Source organism: Lysobacter auxotrophicus (assembly GCF_027924565.1).
Classification (GTDB): Bacteria; Pseudomonadota; Gammaproteobacteria; order Xanthomonadales; family Xanthomonadaceae; genus Lysobacter_J; species Lysobacter_J auxotrophicus.
In genome coordinates this window covers 903464-923244 of sequence record NZ_AP027041.1, presented here as the reverse complement: position 1 = coordinate 923244, position 19781 = coordinate 903464, and the positions used below count along the sequence as shown (strand labels likewise).

Here is a 19781-nt window from a genome sequence, read left to right as displayed (position 1 = left end):
CCTCCGCCACGTCAGGGTCGTGGAGGCCAGCATGGGAATGTCCATCGAAGGCGGCTGCCTGTGCGGGGCCATTCGATACCGCGCCACGGCACCGCCGGTCTCGCGCAGCATCTGCCATTGCCGCAGCTGCCGGCGCGCGAGCGGTGCCCCGTCGGTGGCGTGGTCGACCTTCCACGTCAACAGCCTGGTCTTCACGCGGGGGCTGCCGGTGCGCTTCCGCTCCTCGCCGGACGTGATGCGCACCTTCTGCGGCGTCTGCGGCACGCAGCTGAGTTATCGGCACGACGACGACGTCGACAGCATCGACATCACCACCGCGACACTCGACGCGCCCGAGCAGTTTCCGCCGACGAAGGAAATCTGGATCGAGCATAAACTGCCGTGGGAACGCGCCAACGAGGCGATGCGGCACTACCCGCGCACCAGCACGGGATGAACCGGAGAGGTTCGGACAAGGAGCAGGCAATGTCGGATGAGGCGATCTTCGAAGGCGGCTGCCTTTGCGGCGCGGTGCGCTATCGCGCCACGGCCGAACCGTTGCGGGGCGTGATCTGCCACTGCGGGATGTGCCGGCGGCATTCGGGCGCACCGGCACTCGCCTTCGTGCATTTCCCGGCCGACTCGTTCGCGTGGACCGGATCGCCGCCGACGTGGTTCCGCTCGTCGCGCAATGCCGAGCGTGGCTTCTGCGCACGATGCGGCAGCACGCTGGGCATGCGCGAGGCGGTCCTCGCCGATCGCGTGCAGGTCTGCGTGGGCACCTTGGACGAGCCCGCGCGCGTCCGCATCGACGACCACGTCTGGACACGCTCGCGCATCCCCTGGTTCGACACCAGCGACCGGCTGCCGCGCTTCGAACGCAGCAGCACGGCGGTGGCGAGCCTGGCGGGAGACGATTGAGCCAGCGCGAGGACGCAGGCGAAACCAGCATTCGCCAGGCGAAAAAAGCCAACGGCGCGCATTGCCGATCTTGAGAGTTATCTGAAGACGCATGCGTATTGCGGAGAACACGCTCGCGGTACGTGCAGAACCTGCGATCTCATTGTTCGGAATCTGTCTGCCAGAAATTTTCTGCGTGCCGCATACAGGCTGTGGCCAAGCAGCCGGTTTCCTCTTCCGGGAAAGGCGCGCGTTGCGAGCTGATCCGTTCGTTTTCCCGCAGGATTCCGGCGCTACACACCAGTCGGGCACAACAACCGTTCCCGCACTGAGAAAACTTCGCGTTGCTGATTCTCACGTCGGCGAAAAATGCTTACCCCTCGTCACAACGACAAAGGGGACGCGGCATGGAATTGCACCTGGACGATGACAGCAGCTCGACGACAAGCCGCGCTCGTCCCCCGGCCGTAGGCCGATCCTTGCGCGAGGTGCCGCCTACGGCAGCGCGCGGCGATGGAGCGTCTGGTGCGCACTGCTGTTTCATCGGGCTGGCCGCCTGCCCATGACCGGCACCGTCAATCGTGGCGCCGGCTGGATCGTCTACGAGGATGACGCCACGTTCGGAACGCCCTGCAGGTTGCTTTCGCTGTTGCCCGCCCACCGCAGCGTCGCGTCGATCGCGCGCTATGCCGAGCAGGTCTACGTCGATCGCTACGCATCGCTGGAAGAGCGCTTCCACTACCGGCGCAGGCCGCAGGATTCGCGTTACGCGGCCAAGACCGATCCGCGGCATGGCGGCATCTATGTCGGCCATTCGCCGCGATACGTTGGCGTGTATGCGCAGCGCATCGTGACGCATGTCGGCGTGCTGGAGTTCTGGTATCGCATCGCGACCGACCGCGGCGCGCCCGGGCCGGTTTTCGAGTGCCGGATGCTGCGGCTGCCGGTCTGAGAAACAGTGCTGCCCATGACACCGGGGGCAATGGCGACACGCACGCACCTCGTCGGGAAAGTCGAGAAGTCCGCGCACCTGATGCGTTCGCACGGAAAGAATGCTTTCGACGAACCACGATGCGCCCGCCTCCGGGCGGAGCACGACCGGGCCGAGCGACCAGGGAGTCGACGCCATGGACCAGAGCGCAGGTTGGGTGATCTACGAGGATTACGGCAGCCGCGAGGAACCGCGCCGGTTGCTGTCCCTCCTGCCTGCGCACAACAGCTATGCGACGGTCGCGCGCGTCATGGAGCAGATGTATGCCGAGCGGTTCGCGTCGATGGAAGAGCCGGTTCCGTCCTCGGCGCGACGTCCGCGACGGCCCCGTTTCATGGCGCAGAAGGACGCACTGGACGGCGCGATCTACGTCGGCCACCTGCCGGTCTACATCGGGGCGTACGCGCACCGCATGCGCGTGACCGAGACCACGCTGGAGTTCTGGTACCGGATTTCGACCCGGGCGCCGCCCTGCCGTCCGGTCTTCGAGGATCGGCACCAGGTGCTGACGATCGGCTGGAAATTCGACCCTTGACAGGGGCCGCGCGCCCGGCTGGCGGGCCGCGGACATGAGACATCGGCGGCTAGCCTGTATGCTACGCGGCCCTTCCAATCAGGAATCCGCATGAACAAGGCACAGCTGGTCGAATCCATCGCCGAGCGTTCGCAGCTCTCCAAGGCCCAGGCCGAGGCCGCGCTCAACGCGCTGGTCGAGTCCGTCACCCAGACCCTGAAGAACGGCGAAGCCGTGACGCTGGTGGGCTTCGGCACCTTCGAGGCGCGCAACCGCGCCGGCCGCACCGGCCGCAACCCGAAGACGGGCGAGGACATCGTGATCCCGGCGACGATCGTGCCGGCGTTCAAGCCGGGCAAGGCCCTCAAGGACGCGCTGAAGTAAGCGCCCTTCGCGATGCATGCGGCCCCGCTGCCGCATGCATCGTCTCCGCCGCCGCTGGCGTGACGTTCCGCCCGGCCTGAACACTCCCGAACACACCGCGCCGGCGTCTTAACGCCTGGGACGCGCCGGGTCCATCGTGTGCACTGTCGATGCAATCGCATCGAGTTTCGCAACACGAGGCCCACCATGAACCGCATCGATGAATACGCCGCCCTGCGCGCCGCGTTCGCCGCCGGCGCACGCATCCAGGCCTGGCATCTGGACGAGTTCGCCAGCAATTCCGCGCAAGGCCACTGGCACACGTTGCCGCGCGATCGCGAGCCTGCGTTTTCGTGTCCACCGCATCTGTATCGCGTGCATCCGGAGGATTCGGCGCGCTGACGCGATCTGCTGATGGCGGGGCGTCGCCGGGAATAGGACGATGGCTACGCGTGGAGACGCAGCGTGGTTGCGTTCGTAACGCGCATCACAAGCTCGCAGCACAGATCCGAACGCTCGGCAATGCGAATAATTCGGAAAGGTCCGATGTTCTCGCGGCCGCCCATCCGCGAACCTGTGTCGCGTCGGCCTCACTTCTGACTGGACTTCCACTTCGGGCCCGAATTCGCCGCTCCACATGGCGGCGATCCATTCCGGGCCGCGCTCAGAGCGCGCCCATCGCGGAAGCCCCTCGGCCAGCGCAATGCGGCCGAGGGGCCAGTGGGCCCGGCGCCAGATTCCAGTGAGGACGTCATGAAACGGTTTGTTACTGCATCAGTTGTCGTGCTCTGCACCGGAGTGGCGATCACGAACGCACACGCCTCCGACCTCCGCATCCTGATGACAGGCAGCGCGATCGCGCCGACATGCGCGCCGGGCGTCGTACCCGATGACGATTCCACGCTCGCGCGCGACCTGCACATGCAATGCCCGGAGGCGTCGCCCTCCGCGCACGACAACGTGCAACCGCAATCCGCTGGAACAGCGCGCGTAAGGCCGGTGGAGTATTACGACGGCGCGATGCGTGCGCCGGGAAACGAACTGGCAGTTCGGCGGCCGGCATATACGTACGAGTAACGTGCACGGGCTGCAGGGCGCGACGCGAGCCGCTCAGTCAAGACGCAGGCACGTGCCTACTGGCGCTTTATCGCGGGGCTGCAGTAGTGAAGGATCGCTCGGAGATGGTGGGCCGTGATGGATTCGAACCATCGACCAGCGGATTAAAAGTCCGATGCTCTACCGACTGAGCTAACGGCCCACTTGAAGATCGGCGCCCGCAATGCGGAGCGCGGCCCAGCGTTGCGCCGGGGCGTGCATTCTAGCGCAGGGCGCCGTGACGGTGCAGGTGAGGCGCGGTCGGCGTCACGCGCATCGCTCAGACGTAACGCGTGGGATCGGCGATGCCGGCCGCCGCGAAACCTTCCGCGCGCAGGCGGCAGGCGTCGCAATGGCCGCAGGCGCGGCCTTCGTTGTCGGCCTGGTAGCACGAGACGGTCTGCGCGAAATCCACGCCCAGGCGCACGCCCTCGCGCGCGATATCGGCCTTGCTCATGAACTGCAACGGCGCGTGCACGCGGATGCCAGCGCCTTCCACGCCGGCCTTGGTGGCGAGGTTGGCGAGTTTCTCGAAGGCTTCGACGAACTCCGGACGGCAATCGGGATAGCCCGAATAGTCCACCGCGTTGACGCCACAGAAGAGGTCGTTCGCGCCCAGCACCTCGGCCCAGCCCAGCGCGACCGACAGCATGATCGTGTTGCGGGCGGGCACGTAAGTGACCGGAATCGCGTCCTTCGGCGCGTCCTGCCCGACGGCGTGGCCATCGACGTCGGTCGGCACCGTGATGCTTTCGTCGGTGAGCGCCGAGCCGCCGATGCTGCGCAGGTCGACGTTGACCGTCTTGTGCTCGACCGCGCCGAGCGATTCGGCCACGCGCTGCGCGGCGTCGAGTTCGGAGGTGTGGCGCTGCCCGTAGCGCACGCTCAACGCGTGCACGGCGAAGCCCTGCGCGCGGGCCATGGCGACGACGACGGCGGAGTCCATCCCGCCCGAAACCAGGACGACAGCTTTCTTCATTGGTGTTTCCTTCAGGACGTACCCGTCGACGGCGTTTCCGCTCAGCGGCCGGGCTCGTCGTTCCACAGGATCTTGTGCAATTGCAGCTGGAACCGGACCGGCAGGCGCTCGGCGACGATCCAGTCGGCCAGGTCGCTCGGCTTGATCTGCGCGAAGCTCGGCGAGAACAGCACGTCGCAGACTTCGGTCAGGCGATGCTGCGCGACGATCTCCTTCGCCCAGTCGAAGTCCTCGCGCGAACAGATGACGAACTTCACCTGATCGTGCGGCGTGAGCAGCGGCAGGTTCGACCAGAGGTTGCGATGCACCTCCATCGAGCCCGGCGTCTTGATGTCGAGCACGCGCGACACGCGCGGATCGACCTCGGCGATGTCGATCGCGCCGGAGGTTTCCAGCGAGACGTCGTAGCCTTCGTCGCACAGTCGCTTGAGCAGCCCGATGCAGCGCTTCTGCGACAACGGCTCGCCACCGGTCACGCAGACGTGCCGGGCGCCGTGACAGGCGACCTCGGCCAGGATGTCGTCGATCTGCCACCACTCACCGCCGTGGAAGGCGTAGGCGGTGTCGCAGTATTGGCAGCGCAGCGGGCACCCGGTCAGGCGGACGAAGACGGTCGGCCAGCCGATCGCACGAGCTTCGCCCTGCAGGGACAGGAAGATTTCGGTGATGCGCAGCCGGTCGGGCGATGCGGCGGCCGCATCGAGGGGGACGGCGTTCATCCCGCTATTTTAGCGGATCAGCGCAGCCGGCCGAGCTGGATCGCGTTGAGGCGGTCGCTGGCGGTGCGGGCGGCGTCGGTGCCGGGGTATTTGGTCGAAACGTCGGCCAGGGTGCGCTCGGCGGCCTCGATCTGTTTCTGGTTGAACTGCGACAGGCCGATCTTGAGCATCGCGCCCGGGGCCTTGTCGTGGGTCGGATAGCGATCCAGCAGCGACTGGAACTGCAGCTGCGCCATCTGGTAGTTCTGGGTGACGTAGTAGCTCTCGCCCAGCCAGTACAGCGCGTTGGGCGTGTACGCGCCCTCCGGGTGGGCCTCGATGAAGGCCTGGAACAGGCGAGCGGACTCGACGTAATCGCCGCCCTTCAGCGCGTTGAACGCGGCGTCGTAGGCCACGCGCTCGTCGGCGCTCTTGGCGATGGCGCCCTTGTCGCCGTAGACCGCCGGCGGGCGGTCCTTGGCCGATGCCGACGGCGCGGCGGGCTTGGTGCCCGCCGGCGCCGGCGTCGTACCGGGAGCGGGCGGGACAACTGCGCCGCTCTCCAGACGATTGATGCGACCGTCCAGATCCAGGTACTGGGCCTTGGAACTCTGCAGCAGCTGCTGGTTCTGCTGCTGCAGTTCCTCGACCTGCGAACGCAGGGTCTGGATCTCGTTGCGCAGCTGGGTGACCTGGTTGAGGAGGTCGACGTTGCCCTGGTTGTTCGCCGCCTGCTGTTCGAGGACAGTCACGCGATCGGCCAGGCTGGCGCGCTGTGCAACGGCAGGCGCAGCGGCCGCGAGGGCCGCTGCGAATGCCATGGCGAGTACGGTCTTGCGCATCATCAACGCTTACTTCGCGGTGTAGACGATCTCGACGCGACGGTTCTTGGCCCAGCAATCCTCGTTCGAGTCGGTGCAGACCGGGCGCTCTTCGCCGTAGCTGGTCACGGTGATCTGGCTGCCCGAGGCGCCATTGGCCTGGATGGCCGACGACACGGCATTGCCGCGGCGCTCGCCCAGGCCGAGGTTGTACTCGCGGCTGCCGCGCTCATCGGCGTGGCCTTCCAGCGTCATGCGCGAGGACGGACGGTCACGCAGGTACTTGGCGTGGCAGCCGACGATCGCCTGGAATTCCGGACGCAGCGTGTCCTGGTCGAAGTCGAAGTACACGACGCGCTGGCGCAGGCAGGCATCGGTGTCGAGGTCGTTCGGACCATAGACGCCCGAGGTGGCCGGCTGCTCGGTCTGGGCCGGCGGCGGGGTGGTCTCGGCAACGGGCTGCTCCTTGACCTTCTTCGAGCAGGCCACGGCCGCGGTGCACAGCACGGCAGCCAGCAGGATACGGGTGGTGTTATTCATTGTTGTTCCTCGTCAAAATCGGGCGTGGGACAGATCGGGGCAAACAAACAGGTTTCTAGCGATACACCGCTTTGGTTATATCAACGCGGCAAACGGAACGGCCCCCAGGCCGGCTCACGCACGTCCCCATCCGCCAGCACCAGGCGCTGACGCACCCGGCCGTCGGACGAAACGGCGTAGAGCACGCCCCGGCGGCCCTCGCGCGCAGCATAAAGGATCATCGCGCCGTTGGGGGCAAAGCTCGGCGACTCGTCCAGGCTGCCCGGCGAAAGTGTGCTCCACCGCGCAGCGCCGAGGCTGCTGTCCATCAGCGCGATGCGGTAGTTGTTGCCGGCGCCCTGTGCGGTGGCGATCTTCTTGCCGTCGAACGACACGCTGGCGCTGGCGTTGTAGCTGCCCTGGAAGGTCACGCGCGTCGCGCTGCCGCCGCTGGACGGAACCGAATAGATCTGCGGACGACCACCACGATCGGAGGTGAAGTAGATCGTGCCGCCGTCGGCGCTCCAGGTCGGTTCGGTATCGATGGCGAAGTGGTTGGTGAGCTGGGTCAGGTTCTTGCTGCCCAGGTCCATCACGTAGATCTCGGGATTACCCGTGCGCGACAGCGTCAGCGCGAGGCGACGACCATCCGGCGAGAACGAGGGCGCACCGTTAATGCCGCGGTACTTGGCGACCAGTTCGCGCGCACCGGTGGAGATGTTCTGGATGTAGATCGACGAGTTGCCGCCTTCGAAGCTGACGTACGCGAGGCGGTTGCCGTCCGGGCTCCACGATGGCGACAGCAGCGGCTCGGGCGAGCGCACGACGGTCTGCGGGTTGAAGCCGTCCGAGTCGGCGACCATCAGCGCGTACTGCGCGGCGCGACCGGTGCCGGTGGCGGTGACATACGCGATGCGGGTGAAGAACGCGCCGCGCACGCCGGTGATCTTCTCGTACACGGCATCGGAGATCTGGTGTGCGACATCGCGCATCGCATTGGCACGCGCGGTCAGCGCGAAGCCGAGCAGGCGCTGCTGCTTGGCCACGTCGAACAGTTCGTATTCGACGCGGAAGCTGCCCGCGCCGGCGTCGAGCACGCGCCCGACGACGATGTAATCCTGGTTGAGTGCACGCCAGGTCGGGTAGTTGATCTCGCCGCCGCGCGTGGGCTTCTCGGTGATGTCGCCCGCCGGGAGCGGCCGGAACTGGCCGGAACGCGCGAGATCGGCCGATACGACTTCGCTGACGTCGGTCTGCGGCGCCGTCGCGCTGCCCTGGTAGGGCATCGGGACGACCACGATCGGCATGGCCGCGGCGTTGCCGCCGACGATGTCGATCTCGAGGCCTTGCTGGGCCATGGCGGACAAGGGCAGCAACAGGGCGAGCAGTGACGCCAGCCAGGCGAGGGATCGTTTCATCGGCACTCCAGGGTTCAATCCGTTCGGTTGGCGGATCGCCGGCGGGCGATCCGTTCAGCTTTGTAATTGTTAACGCCGGCAGGTGAACGCCGCCTCAAAGCTGAACCCTGCGTGCCCCGCGGTCGGAAATCCGCCGGCCACGCGGCCAGCGGCCGGCCTCAGCGGTCCTGCGCGGTGAAGTTCAGCGTCAGGTTGCGGGAGAACACCGACTCGAAACCGGCGTAGGGCAAGGGCTGTGCCTTGAGGACGGCCGCTTCGATCGAGCGCCGGCCCTGCTCATCGTAGGCGCAGGGCGATGACACTTCGGCGCTCATCACCTGCCCGCCGGGCAACTGGCGGATCTGCAAGGTGCAGCGCGCGCCCACCGGCACCGTCTCCGGGCGGGTCCACTTGGCGAGGATCGCTTCCTGCAGCGCTGCGGCGTAGCGGGCCTTAAGGCCGGTGTCGGTGCCGTTGTTGCCCGGCGGCGGGCTCGCGGTGTCGCTCCCGCTGCTCGGCGAAGTCTCGGAAGACTGGCGCGCGCGGACGTCGGCGATCTGGCGCAGGCGCTGTTCTGCCAGGTTCGCCTCGCGGGCCGCCTGCTCGCGCTTCTTGCGGATCTCGGCGAGCTTCTGCTGGCGCTCTTCTTCCTGCTGCGCGGCGAGACGTCGCTGCTGCTCGACTTCCTGCTGACGCTTCTGCTCGGTCAGGTCGACCTGCTCCTGCTTGCGCTTGAGTTCCTGCGCCTTTTTCTCTTCGGCCGGCGTCGGGGTCGGCGTTTCGACCACGGCTTCCTGGTTTTCGGTGTCTGGCACCGGGATGAAGTCCTGCGCCTGCTGCTGCGGCGGCGCGACGGCGTCCTGCGGCGCGGGCTCGGGCAGCGGTTGCGGCAGCGGCGCGACGTCTTCGGGTTCCGGCGGCGGCGGAATTTCCTCTTCGACCGGCTTGGGTCGATCGCGCAGCGTGCGTTGCATCGCCGGCGACAACGCGTTGGCGTCGATCAGCTCGGCGGCCACGGGCGAACCGGCCACCGACACCGGCGTCGAGGATCGCGTCCAGAACAGGCCGATGAACATCAACGCGAACAGCAGCGCATGCAGCAGCAGCGCCGCGATGACCGCCTGCGTGGTGTCTGCGCGCGTTTCCCGCATCAGCGACGGCCCTGGTTGGCCCGACCCTGCGTGGCCTGGTCAGGCTGGCTCATCAGGCCGACCTTCTTGACGTTGGCGCCCTGCAGCAGCACCAGCGCGTCCATGACCTTCTGGTAGTTGGCCTTCGCATCGCCGGCGACGAACACCGCCACGTCCGGGTTCTGCGAGACGATGCCGCGCACCTTCGCCGTCAGCATCTCGGCGGTCACGGCCTCGTTGCTGCCGGCTTTCACCGTGAGGAAGTAATTGCCCGATGCGTCGACGCTGACGATCACCGGGTCCTTCTTTTCCTGGATCGACTTGGCGTTGGACTGCGGCAGGTCGATGTCCACGCCGAGGTTCAGCAGCGGCGCGGTGACCATGAAAATGATGAGCAGCACGAGCATGACGTCGATGTACGGCACGACGTTGATCTCGGCCTTGAGCTTGCGCTTGCGATGGCGGCGCGCGGTGATTCCGGCCATGGCTTCCTCAGGTGGCCCGGCGCGTCAGCGACCAGGGCGGCAGTTGCACGGTCCGCACGTCGGCGTGCGGGTCATCGCGAAGGGCTCGCGTCGCGCAGATGCACACGGCGACCTGCGCGTTCCGGCGAGCCCGCCGCATCAGGTCTCGTCCACCTGGCGCTGCAGGATCGACGAGAACTCCTCGGAGAACGCGTCGTAACGCACGGCGATGCGTTCGACCTTGGTCGCGAAGCGGTTGTACGCCCACACCGCCGGAATCGCGGCGAACAGGCCCATCGCCGTGGCGACCAGTGCCTCGGAGATGCCCGGCGCGACGGTGGCGATGGTCGCCTCCTTCATGTTCGCCAGGCCCTGGAACGAAATCATGATGCCCCACACCGTGCCGAACAGGCCGACGTAGGGACTGATCGAACCGACGTTGGCGAGGAATTCGAGGTTGTGTTCGAGGCCGTCGATCTCGCGCGAGCCGGTCGCGCGCATCGCGCGCTGCGCACCTTCCAGCTGCATGCGGCTGTCGGCGCCGCGACGCTGGCGCAGGCGGCTGAACTCACGGAAGCCGGCTTCGAAGATGGCTTCCAGGCCCGAGATCTCGCGATTGCGCTCGGTCGAACCGGCATAGAGCTTGGACAGTTCGGCGCCGGACCAGAAGCGCTCCTCGAAGTTGTCGGCTTCGCGCACGGCGCGATCGAGCACGCGCTTCTTGCGGAAGATGATCACCCACGAGGCGATCGAACCGAACAACAGCAGCAGCATCACCAGCTGCACCGGGATGCTGGCGTGCAGCACCAGGGTGAGCAGGTTGAGGCTGTTGTCGCCGGCGGCGCCGGCGGTCACGGCCTGCGCGGCGTTCGCTGCGGTGTTGGCGGCGTCTTCCGGAAGGGCTTCGACCGTCGTGGCCTGCAGCGCGGTCAGCAGTGGCGTCATGCTTGGTTCTCCGTGCCCGTCGAACGGGACTGTTGCAACGTGTGTCCTTGCGGGACGTGTGTGTTTAACGGACGAGCGTCGTTTCGGGGTGAATGCCCCGCACGACGCTCATCGCGGCCGTTCGAGCGCCTGGAGCGCTTCCAGCAGCGGCGAGGGAATCCCGCGCGGGCGGAAACCGCCGGCGTCGAGCGCCGCCACGCGCACCTGCGCGGTCAGCAGTACCTCGTCGCCACGGCGCACCGTCTGCGCGAACACCGCGCTCGCGCGCCGGCATTGCGTGAGCTCGACCTCCACCGCCAGCGCGTCGTCCAGTCGCGCCGGCTTGAGGAAATCGATCTGCATCGCGCGAACCGCGAACACCAGGTCGTGCTCGCGCCGCAGCAGTTCCTGGCCGTAACCGTGGGCGCGCATCCACTCGGTGCGGGCGCGCTCCATGAAAGCCAGGTACTGCGCGTGATAGACCACCCCACCCGCGTCGGTATCTTCCCAATAGACGCGTGTCGGCCAACTGAACGTCGCCCCAACTGCCGGATCGACTGCCACCTCAGGCCTCCTCGAACAATCCGCCCGTGCCGGGCTTGGGCTTCAGGCCGATGTGGCGGTACGCCTTCGGCGTGGCCATGCGGCCGCGCGCGGTGCGGATCAGGAACCCCTGCTGGATCAGGTACGGCTCGATGACGTCCTCGATCGTGCCGCGCTCCTCGCTCAGCGCCGCGGCGAGCGATTCGACGCCGACCGGCCCGCCGTCGAAGGAATCGACGATGGTGTGCAGCAGGCGGCGGTCGATGTCGTCGAAGCCTTCCGGATCGACCTTGAGCATCGCCATCGCCGCGTCGGCGACCTCGCGCGTGATCGCCCCGCCCGCACGCACCTGGGCGTAGTCGCGTACGCGACGCAGCAGGCGGTTGGCGATGCGCGGCGTGCCGCGCGAACGGCGGGCGATTTCCGCCGCGCCTTCCGGCTCGCAGGAGATCCCGAGGATCATCGCCGAGCGCCGCACGATGCGCGTGAGTTCCTCGGCGTTGTAGAACTCCAGCCGCTGCACGATGCCGAAGCGGTCGCGCAGCGGCGCGGTCAAAAGGCCCGCGCGGGTCGTCGCGCCGATCAGGGTGAACGGCGGCAGGTCGAGCTTGATCGAGCGCGCGGCCGGGCCCTCGCCGATCATGATGTCGATCTGGTAGTCCTCCATCGCCGGATAGAGCACTTCCTCGATCGCCGGCGACAGGCGGTGGATCTCATCGACGAACAGCACGTCGTGCGGCTGCAGGTTGGTCAGCAGTGCTGCCAGGTCGCCGGCCTTCTCGATCACCGGGCCGGAGGTCTGGCGCAGGTTCACGCCCAGCTCGTTGGCGATGACGTGGCTCAGCGTCGTCTTGCCAAGGCCCGGCGGCCCGAAGATCAGCACGTGGTCCAGCGCCTCGCCGCGCGCCTTGGCCGCCTCGATGTAGATCTTCATCTGCTCGCGCACGGGCTGCTGGCCGAGGTACTCGTCCAGGCGCTTGGGACGGATCGAGGCTTCGATGGCCTCGTCCTCGCGCGTGGCGCCGGCGGCGATGATGCGTTGATCGTTCATGGGGCGGGAATCGGGAATGGGGAATGGGGCCTCGTCGAACGCTTGCCCATCCGGGAATGCTCGCACATCGCGCCATGGCCGGCAGGCGCCCGTGTCCCGATTTTCCTGTTCGCCCTTCTCAATTCCCGGTTCCCGTCTTCAGATCTCCACCTGCGCGCCCAGCTCGACCAGCCGGTTGCCCGGGATCCGGAAGAACCCCGTCGCCGGCGCGGCATTGCGGTGCATGAAGGCGAACAGGCGGTCGCGCCAGATCGGCATGCCGCGATGGCGGCTGGCCACCACGGTCTCGCGGCTGGCGAAATATGTGGTGTCCATCGGGTCGAAATAGGTGCCGCCGGCGTCGCACGAGCGCATCAGCGCGAGCGGCACGTCGGGCACTTCCATGAAGCCGAAGCGGATCAGGACGCGGTAGAAGTCCTCGCCCGCGATCGATTCGATCTTCAGCCGCTTCTCGCGCGGTGCGTACGGGATGTTGAGCGTCTCCACCGTCAGGAACACGTTGCGCTCGTGCAGCACCTTGTTGTGCTTGAGGTTGTGCAGCAGCGCGTGCGGCACGACGCCCTTGTCGGCGGTCATGAAGATGGCCGTACCCGGCACGCGCACCGGCGGCGCGAGCATCAGGCCGGGCAGGAACGTGTCGAGCCCGATGCCTTCCTTGCGTACTTCGTCGTGCAGCAGCTCGCGGCCGCGGCGCCACGTGCGCAGCAGGGTGAACACGACCACGCCCAGCAGCAGCGGGAACCACGCGCCGTCGAAGAACTTCGCGCCGTTGGCGACCACGAAGCCCACGTCGACGATGAAGAACACCAGGCACAGCGGCAGCACCCAGGTGCGCCAGCGCGGCCACAGCGCGCGCGCGACCAGCGCCAGCAGCAGCGTGTCGATCAGCATCGTCGCCGACACCGAAATGCCGTAAGCCGTCGCCAGCGCCGTGGAGCTGCGGAACATCAGCACGACCGCCAGCACGGCGACCATCAGCAGCCAGTTGATGCCCGGCACGTAGATCTGGCCGATGGTTTCGTGCGAGGTGTGCTTGATCTGCATGCGCGGCAGGAAGCCCAGCTGCATCGCCTGCCTGGCCACCGAATACGCGCCGGTGATCACCGCCTGCGAGGCGATCACCGCCGCCATCGTCGCCAGCACGATCATCGGGTACAGCGCCCACGGCGGCACGGCCTCGAAGAACGGGTTCTTCACCGCTTCCGGGTGCGCGAGCACGAACGCACCCTGCCCCAGGTAGTTGAGCGTCAGGCACGGCAGCACGAGGAAGTACCACGCGTGGCGGATCGGGCGCGCGCCGAAATGGCCCATGTCGGCGTACAGCGCCTCGCCGCCGGTGACGGCCAGCACGACCACGCCCAGGATCATCACCGACAGGCTGCCGTGCTCCATGAAGAAGCGCATGCCCCACATCGGGTTCAGCGCGGCCACGACGGCGGGCGCCTTCACGATGTTGTAGATGCCGATCGCCGCCAGCGAGAAGAACCACAGCAGCATCACCGGCCCGAACACGCGGCCGACCTTTTCCGTACCGAAGCGCTGCGCCAGGAACACCAGCACCAGGATCACCACCGACAGCGGCACGATGAAGCGGTGCAAGCCGGGCGCGGCGATTTCCAGGCCTTCCACCGCGCCCAGCACGGTGATCGCAGGCGTGATCACGCTGTCGCCGAAGAACAGCGACGCGCCGAAAATGCCGAGGATGCCGACCACGTACGCCGATCGCGAGCCCTTCGCCAGCGTGCGCTGGGCCAGCGCCATCAGCGCCATGATGCCGCCTTCGCCCTGGTTGTCGGCGCGCATGATGATGGTCACGTACTTCGCGGTGACCACGATCATCAGCGCCCAGAACACCAGCGACAGCATGCCCAGCACGGTCGCCTCGTTCACGACCATGCCCAGGCGCTCGGCGAAGTGCGGCGAGAACGCTTCCTTCAGCGTGTACAGCGGGCTGGTGCCGATGTCGCCGAAGACGACACCGATCGCGCCAACGATGAGGCCGGCGAGTCCCTTGCCCTGGCCGTGGCCGTGGCTGCGCGAATCGGTTGCGGAATGGGACATGGAAGGTTCGCAGGGCCGCGCCGGAGCGCGGCGGATCGGGATGGGTGTCAGCGAAGCGCGGACTTTAGCGCTTTGCGGATGATGGCGGCAGCGTCGGCGCCGTCTTCGGTGGCCTCGCGCGCCATGCGCACGGCCTCGGCGGGCTTGTAGCCCAGTTGCTGCAGGGCGATCACCGCTTCGCTCTGCGGATCGGCCGCACCGCCCGGTGCGCTCAGCGTCGCGCCGACGCCGGCCAGATCGGCCGCGCGGTCGCGAAGTTCCACCACCATGCGCTCGGCGGTTTTCTTGCCGATGCCGGGGATACGCGTCAGCGCGGTGATGTCGCCGGCCTGCACCAGGCGGGCGAACTCGTCCACGGAGACGCCCGAAAGCACCGCCAGCGCGATCTTCGCGCCGATGCCGGACACCTTCTGCACGTCGCGGAACAGGCGGCGCTCGCCCTCGCGCAGGAAGCCGTACAGCGACACGCTGTCTTCCTTCTGCGCGTAGTGCGTGAACAGCGACACCTCACGCCCCAAGTCCGGCAGGTCGTAGAAGGTGCTCATCGGCGCTTCCAGCTCGTAGCCGACGCCGTTGACGTCGACCACCAGCCAGGGCGGCTGCTTCATGACGAGCATGCCTCTCAGGCGTCCAATCATGCTCCACGTCTCCGCAACAATGCCGTCGAAAGCCCCGTGCGCGCCGCCGTGGCGCTCATGTGGGCGTGGGTGAGCGCGATCGCCAGCGCATCGGCGGCATCGGCCTGCAGCTTCATGCCGGGCAGGTTCAGCAGCAGGCGCACCATGTGCTGGACCTGTTCCTTGTCGGCGGCGCCGCGCCCGACCAGCGACTGCTTGATCACGCGCGGCGCGTATTCGCTGACCGGAAGGCGCCGGCGCACGACCGTCGCCAGGGCCGCACCGCGCGCGTGGCCGAGCTTCAGCGCCGAAGTCGCCGATTTCGCCATGAAGACCGTCTCGATCGCGATCTGCTGCGGCTGCCATTGGTCCAGCAGCGTTTCCAGGCCGTCGCACAGCAGGCCCAGGCGCGAGGGGAAATCCTCCGCCTCCAGCAGCACCAGCGCCTGCGCGTGCACGAAGGTGCAGCGCCCGTCGGCGGCGACGTCGATGACGCCGATGCCGGTGCGCTGGGAGCCGGGATCGATGCCCAGGATGCGGATCACGTTGTCAGCCTATACCCGGACGCAAGGTCAGGCGTAGGCGCCCTCGTCGAGATCGGCGTTGGAATAGACGTTCTGCACGTCGTCCATGTCTTCCAGCCAGCGCAGCAGCTTCACGACCTGCTGCGCGGTTTCGCCCGCGACGGCGATGTCGTTGTCGGCGCGCATCGTCACCTCGGCGATGTCGGCCGTCATCCCGGCCGCTTCCATCGCCGACTTCACGCCGGCGAAGGCGTCCGGCGCGGTCACCACGTCGATGGCGCCGTCGTCGTAGACCACCACGTCGTCGGCGCCGGCCTCGATGGCGATCTCGGTGATCTTCTCTTCGTTCGCGCCAGCGGCGAAGGACAGCACGCCCAGGTTCTTGAACATGAACGACACCGAGCCGTCGGTGCCCAGGTTGCCGCCGAACTTGCCGAACGCGTGGCGCACGTCGGCGACGGTACGGACCTTGTTGTCGGTGAGGCAGTCCACGATCACCGCGACGCCCCCGGGCGCGTAGCCCTCGTAGCGGATCTCCTCGTACTCCACGCCTTCCAGTTCGCCGGTGGCCTTCTTGATGGCGCGCTCGATCACGTCCTTGGACATGTTGACCGACAACGCCTTGTCGACCGCCGCGCGCAGGCGCGGGTTGCCGTTCGGATCGCCGCCGCCGCTGCGCGCGGCCACGCCGATCTCCCGGATGATCTTGGTGAAGATCTTGCCGCGTTGCGCGTCGACCGCGTTCTTGCGCGCCTCGATGGAGGGACCTCTGCCCATGGAACCGTCCAGCCTGAATCGTTCGAAGCGGGGAATTTTACTCGATCGGACCGGCGCTGCCGCGCGCGGGGAAACGCCCGTCGCGGAAGAACCCCACGGCCAACCGGGCCGCATCGGGCGAGAACAGCAGGCCGGTATGGCTGGTCGGGATCACGACGTGGTCGGCGAGTCCCGGCAGGCGGGTTTCCTCGACCGAGACCGTGCCGTCGTTGTCGCCGTCGAAGCGCCCGAAATAGCGCCCCAGCCCCAGAGGCGTGCTGCCCGCGACCACGCCGACGTCGGCCTGGCCGCGCCACGGCTGGCATCCGCTGCGAAGCAGGCGGGCGCTGCGGCCGAGATAGGGCCGGCTCCAGGCCTGTTGTGCCAGCGTCTGCGCGGCGGCGCTTCCGCGCAGGGGCGAGCCAAGGCAGACCACGCGGCGGACCGGCAGGTCCGGTTCGAATTCGAGTGCGCTCAGCGTCACCAGGCCGCCGAGACTGTGGGCGAGCACGTGGCCGGGGCGATCGCGCAGCCGTTTGGCGAGGATCGGCAGCGCGGCCCCGGGCCCGCCGGCGATGGTCGGGTAGCCGAACAGTTCCGTCGCGAACCCCGCCTCGCGCAGGCGCCCGGCCAGCCAGAGCATCGACAGCTTCGGCATCCACAGGCCGTGGATAAGAAGGACCCGGGCGTCGGCGCGTTCGGTCATGGAGACGTGGGTGTGGGCGTCGCGCCGGAAATCAAACCGTAGCCGTCCCGCTGCCGCCCGGCGTTCCGACGCGGGACAGCCGCCGCTACGCCTTCCTTCGCAGGATGAACTCATGGTCGCGCGTGTTGCCGACCACGAAGTCGTAATCCCCCACGCGTTCGAACCCGTGCCGCGCGTAGAACCGCTGCGCGCCGTGGTTCTCGCTCCACACGCCGATCCACAGCGTGCGCGGCCCCTCGCGCAGCAGCCAGTCCATCGCCGCGTCGAACAGGCGCGAGCCCCGCCCGCCGCCCTGGTGTTCCTGCAGGACGTACAGGCGCTTGAGTTCGCCGTCGCCCGGCGCGATGTCCGCGTGCGGGAGCGTGCACGCGCCGGCTGTGGCATAGCCGATGGCGACGCCGTCCAGCTCCAGCAGCCACGTCGCGTACGCCGGATCGGAAAGCAACGAGGCCCACGCCGTCGCGGCGTAGGCCTCGTCGAGGAAGTGCGACAGATCCTCCGGCGGATACAGGTGGCCGAAGGTCTGGGTGAAGCACGCAGACGACAGCGCCGACAGCGCCTGGGCGTCGGTTGCGGTGGCGCGGCGCAGCTCCATCGTTACTGGTCGTCCTCTTCTTCCTCGTCGGACTCCTCGTCCTCGTCTTCCTCGTCTTCCTCGGCGTCTTCGTCTTCCTCGTACTCGTCGCCGAAATCCTCACCGTCCCAGCGGAACTGGTCGTCCGGAACGAACGCCAGCGACACGACGCCGGCGCCGACGCGCGTGCGCACCAGCCAGCCGCCGAACACCTGCGCGCGCTCGGTCACCAGACCCGCGCCTGCCGCCGAACCGGCTTCGCCGAGGGCTTCCCACTCAAGATCAAACGGAACTTCGCTCATCGTTACTTCCCTTCCTTCTTTTCACGAATCTGGATGTGCACTTCCGCCAGCTGCGCGTCCGGCACCGGCGACGGCGCACCGGTCATCAGGCACTGCGCGGTGGTGGTCTTGGGGAACGCGATCACGTCGCGGATCGACTCGGTGCCGGCCATGAGCGCGGCGATGCGGTCGATGCCGAACGCGATGCCGCCGTGCGGCGGCGCGCCGAACTTCAGCGCGTCCAGCAGGAAGCCGAACTTGCCCTCGGCCTCTTCGGCGCCGATGCCCAGCAGTTCGAACACCGCGCTCTGCATCTGCGGGCGGTGGATACGGATCGAACCGCCGCCGATCTCGTTACCGTTGAGCACCATGTCGTAACCGCGCGACACGGCGGTCTTCGCGTTCGCGCGCAGGTCGTCGATCGAATCGACCGCCGGCGCGGTGAACGGATGGTGGAGCGCAACGTAGCGGTTCTCTTCGTCGTCCCACTCGAACATCGGGAAGTCGGTGACCCACAGCGGCGCCCAGCCTTCGGCGACGAGGCCGAGGTCCTTGCCGAGCTTGAGCCGCAGCGCGCCCATGAAGTCCGACGCCGACTTGTACGTCGCCGCGCCGAAGAAGATCGCGTCGCCCGTCGCCGCGCCGGTGGCCTGCACGATGGCGGCGAGCGTGGCGTCGTCGAGGAACTTCGCGATGGGCGAGTTGATGCCTTCGCGGCCCTTCGACGCGTCTTCCACCTTCATCCACGCCAGCCCCTTGGCGCCGTACTTGCCGGCGTAGGCGGCGTAGTCGTCGATCTGCTTGCGGCTCAGCGTGGCGGCGCCCGGCACGCGCAGCGCGATCACGCGGCCGTCCTCATGGCTCGCCCAGTCGGTGAAGACCTTGAACTCGCACGACTTCACCAGCTCGGCCACGTCGGTCAATTCCAGCGCGATGCGCAGATCCGGCTTGTCCGAACCGTAGCGGCGCATCGCCTCGGCGTAGGTCATGCGCGGGAACTGCGCCGCGAGTTCGACGTTCATCACCTCGCGGAACACGACGCGGATCATCTCCTCCACCATGTCCTGCACGTCGCGCTCGGACACCCACGCGAATTCCATGTCGAGCTGGGTGAATTCCAGCTGGCGGTCGGCACGCAGCGCTTCGTCGCGGAAGCAGCGGGCGATCTGATAGTAGCGGTCGAAACCGGCCATCATCAGGATCTGCTTGAACAGCTGCGGCGACTGCGGCAGCGCGTAGAACTCGCCCGGGTGCATGCGCGCCGGCACGAGGAAGTCGCGCGCGCCTTCCGGCGTGGCCTTGGTCAGGATCGGCGTTTCGATGTCCTGGAAACCGCGCTCGTCGAGGTAGCGGCGCAGCGCCTGCACCAGCTTGATGCGCGTGCGCATCATCTTCTGCATCTCGGGACGGCGCAGGTCGAGATAGCGGTACTTCAGGCGGATGTCCTCGCCCGCGTTCTCGTGCGCGTGGAACGGCAGCGGCTCGGCCTTGTTCAGCACTTCGATCCGGGTCGCGACGACTTCGACCTGGCCGGTTCTGATCTTGTTGTTCACCGATTCGCGCTTGCGCACGACGCCGGTGACGCGCAGGCAGTCCTCGTAACCGACGTTCGCGGCGGTGGCGATGACGGCCGCGTTGGCCTCGCCCGCACCCAGCGCCGCGTCCGTGGTCGGCTCGGCCACGATCTGCACGATGCCCTCGTGGTCGCGCAGGTCGATGAAGCACAGGCCGCCAAGGTTACGGGCGACATCGGCCCAGCCGCACAAGGTGACGGTCTGGCCGATCAGGGCCTCATCGACGAGGCCGCAGAAATGGGTACGCATGGGGGCTCCAGGTTTCGCGATCCGGCCGCGTGGCCGGAGAACTGCGCATTTTAGCGGCAGCGGCGCACCTT

At 67.6% G+C, this 19781-nt stretch carries 25 protein-coding genes and 1 tRNA gene; 7 read left to right on the top strand and 19 right to left on the bottom strand.

Annotation, left to right across the window (positions count from 1 at the left end):
- Positions 1-31 precede the first annotated feature (31 nt).
- The 7 genes from LA521A_RS04120 to LA521A_RS04090 all read left to right on the top strand — a co-directional run bounded on the left by LA521A_RS04120 (position 32) and on the right by LA521A_RS04090 (position 3824).
- Positions 32-436, top strand: coding sequence for a GFA family protein (locus LA521A_RS04120; RefSeq protein ID WP_281781100.1), 405 nt, complete (start codon positions 32-34; stop codon positions 434-436).
- A gap of 29 nt (positions 437-465) precedes the next feature.
- A complete protein-coding gene (locus LA521A_RS04115; protein ID WP_281781099.1) occupies positions 466-900 on the top strand; it encodes a GFA family protein in 435 nt (144 codons plus the stop codon).
- Positions 901-1441: 541 nt separating this feature from the next.
- The gene (locus LA521A_RS04110; protein WP_281781098.1) at positions 1442-1831 is read left to right on the top strand and encodes a hypothetical protein; all 390 of its coding nucleotides are present in this window, start codon (positions 1442-1444) and stop codon (positions 1829-1831) included.
- Positions 1832-2006: 175 nt separating this feature from the next.
- Positions 2007-2405, top strand: coding sequence for a hypothetical protein (locus tag LA521A_RS04105; RefSeq protein ID WP_281781097.1), 399 nt, complete (start codon positions 2007-2009; stop codon positions 2403-2405).
- A gap of 90 nt (positions 2406-2495) precedes the next feature.
- On the top strand, positions 2496-2768 hold the full coding sequence (locus LA521A_RS04100; protein ID WP_281781096.1) for an HU family DNA-binding protein: 273 nt from the start codon (positions 2496-2498) through the stop codon (positions 2766-2768).
- A 186-nt stretch (positions 2769-2954) separates the two neighbouring features.
- Positions 2955-3149, top strand: coding sequence for a hypothetical protein (locus tag LA521A_RS04095; protein WP_281781095.1), 195 nt, complete (start codon positions 2955-2957; stop codon positions 3147-3149).
- Positions 3150-3500: 351 nt separating this feature from the next.
- Entirely contained in the window at positions 3501-3824 is a 324-nt protein-coding gene (locus LA521A_RS04090; protein WP_281781094.1) for a hypothetical protein, read from the top strand.
- A 105-nt stretch (positions 3825-3929) separates the two neighbouring features.
- On the opposite strand, the gene LA521A_RS04085 is transcribed toward LA521A_RS04090, so the two are convergent.
- The 19 genes from LA521A_RS04085 to aspS form a co-directional block, all read right to left on the bottom strand.
- Positions 3930-4005, bottom strand: a tRNA-Lys gene (locus LA521A_RS04085).
- Positions 4006-4122: 117 nt separating this feature from the next.
- Positions 4123-4821, bottom strand: a complete 699-nt coding sequence (queC, locus tag LA521A_RS04080) for a 7-cyano-7-deazaguanine synthase QueC (RefSeq protein ID WP_281781093.1) — start codon at positions 4819-4821, stop codon at positions 4123-4125.
- Positions 4822-4862: 41 nt separating this feature from the next.
- Positions 4863-5540, bottom strand: coding sequence for a 7-carboxy-7-deazaguanine synthase QueE (gene queE / locus LA521A_RS04075; RefSeq protein WP_281781092.1), 678 nt, complete (start codon positions 5538-5540; stop codon positions 4863-4865).
- Positions 5541-5557: 17 nt separating this feature from the next.
- Positions 5558-6361 carry a tol-pal system protein YbgF gene (gene ybgF / locus LA521A_RS04070; RefSeq protein ID WP_281782006.1) on the bottom strand — a complete coding sequence of 268 codons (804 nt, stop codon included), beginning with the start codon at positions 6359-6361 and terminating at the stop codon, positions 5558-5560.
- Between the two features lie 9 nt (positions 6362-6370).
- Positions 6371-6880, bottom strand: coding sequence for a peptidoglycan-associated lipoprotein Pal (gene pal, locus LA521A_RS04065; RefSeq protein ID WP_281781091.1), 510 nt, complete (start codon positions 6878-6880; stop codon positions 6371-6373).
- Positions 6881-6960: 80 nt separating this feature from the next.
- Complete coding sequence (gene tolB / locus LA521A_RS04060; protein ID WP_281781090.1) at positions 6961-8277, bottom strand: Tol-Pal system beta propeller repeat protein TolB; 1317 nt, start codon at positions 8275-8277, stop codon at positions 6961-6963.
- Between the two features lie 158 nt (positions 8278-8435).
- Complete coding sequence (gene tolA, locus LA521A_RS04055) at positions 8436-9407, bottom strand: cell envelope integrity protein TolA (protein WP_281781089.1); 972 nt, start codon at positions 9405-9407, stop codon at positions 8436-8438.
- Positions 9407-9871, bottom strand: a complete 465-nt coding sequence (tolR, locus tag LA521A_RS04050; protein WP_281781088.1) for a protein TolR — start codon at positions 9869-9871, stop codon at positions 9407-9409. Before tolR ends, tolA begins: the two co-directional genes overlap by 1 nt.
- 138 nt (positions 9872-10009) lie before the next feature.
- Entirely contained in the window at positions 10010-10795 is a 786-nt protein-coding gene (gene tolQ / locus LA521A_RS04045) for a protein TolQ (RefSeq protein ID WP_281781087.1), read from the bottom strand.
- 108 nt (positions 10796-10903) lie between these two features.
- Complete coding sequence (ybgC, locus tag LA521A_RS04040; RefSeq protein ID WP_281781086.1) at positions 10904-11338, bottom strand: tol-pal system-associated acyl-CoA thioesterase; 435 nt, start codon at positions 11336-11338, stop codon at positions 10904-10906.
- Between the two features lies 1 nt (position 11339).
- Positions 11340-12368: a Holliday junction branch migration DNA helicase RuvB gene (ruvB, locus tag LA521A_RS04035; protein ID WP_281781085.1), complete on the bottom strand. Its 1029-nt coding sequence runs from the start codon at positions 12366-12368 to the stop codon at positions 11340-11342.
- A gap of 138 nt (positions 12369-12506) precedes the next feature.
- Positions 12507-14429 carry a potassium transporter Kup gene (locus LA521A_RS04030; RefSeq protein WP_281781084.1) on the bottom strand — a complete coding sequence of 641 codons (1923 nt, stop codon included), beginning with the start codon at positions 14427-14429 and terminating at the stop codon, positions 12507-12509.
- A gap of 47 nt (positions 14430-14476) precedes the next feature.
- Positions 14477-15067: a Holliday junction branch migration protein RuvA gene (gene ruvA, locus LA521A_RS04025; protein WP_281781083.1), complete on the bottom strand. Its 591-nt coding sequence runs from the start codon at positions 15065-15067 to the stop codon at positions 14477-14479.
- Positions 15064-15591: a crossover junction endodeoxyribonuclease RuvC gene (ruvC, locus tag LA521A_RS04020; RefSeq protein ID WP_281781082.1), complete on the bottom strand. Its 528-nt coding sequence runs from the start codon at positions 15589-15591 to the stop codon at positions 15064-15066. Before ruvC ends, ruvA begins: the two co-directional genes overlap by 4 nt.
- Before the next feature lie 27 nt (positions 15592-15618).
- On the bottom strand, positions 15619-16347 hold the full coding sequence (locus tag LA521A_RS04015; RefSeq protein WP_281781081.1) for a YebC/PmpR family DNA-binding transcriptional regulator: 729 nt from the start codon (positions 16345-16347) through the stop codon (positions 15619-15621).
- A gap of 37 nt (positions 16348-16384) precedes the next feature.
- On the bottom strand, positions 16385-17032 hold the full coding sequence (locus LA521A_RS04010; protein ID WP_281781080.1) for an esterase/lipase family protein: 648 nt from the start codon (positions 17030-17032) through the stop codon (positions 16385-16387).
- An 85-nt stretch (positions 17033-17117) separates the two neighbouring features.
- Positions 17118-17627: a GNAT family N-acetyltransferase gene (locus LA521A_RS04005; RefSeq protein ID WP_281781079.1), complete on the bottom strand. Its 510-nt coding sequence runs from the start codon at positions 17625-17627 to the stop codon at positions 17118-17120.
- A 2-nt stretch (positions 17628-17629) separates the two neighbouring features.
- Complete coding sequence (locus LA521A_RS04000) at positions 17630-17908, bottom strand: DNA primase (protein WP_281781078.1); 279 nt, start codon at positions 17906-17908, stop codon at positions 17630-17632.
- A 2-nt stretch (positions 17909-17910) separates the two neighbouring features.
- Positions 17911-19710 carry an aspartate--tRNA ligase gene (gene aspS / locus LA521A_RS03995; protein WP_281781077.1) on the bottom strand — a complete coding sequence of 600 codons (1800 nt, stop codon included), beginning with the start codon at positions 19708-19710 and terminating at the stop codon, positions 17911-17913.
- Positions 19711-19781 lie beyond the last annotated feature (71 nt).